The organism is Cupriavidus sp. 01L46, from assembly GCF_056399905.1.
Genome location: NZ_JBFTSF010000564.1, coordinates 1 through 1,676, shown reverse-complemented (window position 1 = coordinate 1,676; position 1,676 = coordinate 1). Strand labels below are relative to the sequence as shown.

At 71.2% G+C, this 1,676-nt stretch carries 1 pseudogene; it reads right to left on the bottom strand.

The window, feature by feature from the left end:
• Positions 1 to 1,676: pseudogene (locus tag AC1DS3_RS38390) on the bottom strand (hypothetical protein); the annotation flags it as partial.

Genomic DNA, 1,676 nt, shown 5'->3' with positions numbered 1-1,676 from the left:
GACATCGACCGCGGTGTGGCCGGCCGAAGCGGTGAAGCTGTGGCTGCCGTCGCTCAACGTGGCACCGGCCGGGATCGCCCCGACCACCAGCGAGGCCAGGCTGTTGCTGTCGCCGGCCAGGCCGTTGACCGTGGCGCCMAGGCTCAGCGCGATCGCCGCGCCCTCGACCCCGCTCTCGGMCACCGGCGCCAGGCTCGGCGCCAGTGGATTGACCGTCACCGCCTCGGTGGCGGTGGTGGTGGTGCTGAGGTTGCCCTCGCCGTCGGCAGTAGTGGCCGCCACGCTCAGCGTGAAGTTCGCGTCATTGGTCGGCGTGATCGTCAGTGAGCCTAATGTCCAGCTCGACACATCGACCGCGCTGTGGCTCGCATCGGCGGTGAAGCTGTGGCTGCCATCGCTCAGCGTGGCGCCCAGCGGGATCGCGCCGACCACCAGCGAGGCCAGGCCATTGCTGTCGCCGGCGAGGCCATTGACCGTGGCGCCGAGGCTCAGCGCGATGGCCGCGCCCTCGACCCCGCTCTCGGCCACCGGCGCCAGGGTCGGCGCCAGCGGGTTGACCGTCACCGCCTCGGTCGCGGTGGTGGTGGTACTGAGGTTGCCCTCGCCGTCGGTGGCGGTGGCCGCCACGCTCAGCGTGAAGTTGGCGTCGCTGGTTGGCGTGATCGTCAGTGAGCCTAGCGTCCAACTGTGAACATCGACCGCGCTGTGACTCGCATCGGCGGTGAAGCTATGACCGCCCGCGCCGTCGCTCACAGTGGCACCGGCCGGGATCGCGCTGACGACCAGCGAMGCCAGGCYGTTGCYGTCGCCGGCGAGGCCGTTGACCGTCGCGCCGAGGCTCAGCGCGATCGCCGCGCCCTCGACTCCGCTCTCGGCCACCGGCGCCAGGGTGGGCGCCAGCGGGTTGACCGTCACCACCTCGGTGGCCGTGGTGGTGGTGCTGAGGTTGCCCTCGCCGTCGGCAGTGGTCGCCGCCACGCTCAGCGTGAAGTTCGCGTCGCTGGTCGGCGTGATCGTCAGTGAGCCTAGCGTCCAGCCATGGACATCGACCGCGCTGTGGCCGGCCGAAGCGGTGAAGCTGTGGCCGCCCGCGCCATCGCTCAACGTGGCCCCCAGCGGGATCGCGCTGACCACCAGCGAAGCCAGGCTGTTGCCGTCGCCGGCCAGGCCATTGACCGTCGCGCCGAGGTTCAGCGCGATGGCCGCGCCCTCGACTCCGCTCTCGGCCACCGGCGCCAGGGTGGGCGCCAGCGGGTTGACCGTCACCGTCTCGGTGGCCGTGGTGGTGGTGCTGAGGTTGCCCTCGCTGTCGGCAGTAGTGGCTGCCACGCTCAGCGTGAAGTTGGCATCGCTGGTCGGCGTGATCGTCAGTGAGCCTAGCGTCCAGCCATGGACATCGACCGCGCTGTGGCTCGCATCGGCGGTGAAGCTGTGACCGCCCGCGCCGTCGCTCACAGTGGCACCGACCGGGATCGCGCCGACCACCAGCGAGGCCAGGCCATTGCTGTCGCCGGCGAGGCCGTTGACCGTGGCGCCSAGATTCAGCGCGATGGCCGCGCCCTCGACTCCGCTCTCGGCCACTGGCGCCAGGCTCGGCGCCAGCGGATTGACCGTCACCGTCTCGGTCGCGGTGGTGGTGGTGCTGAGGTTGCCCGGTGGTGGTGCTGAGGTTGCCC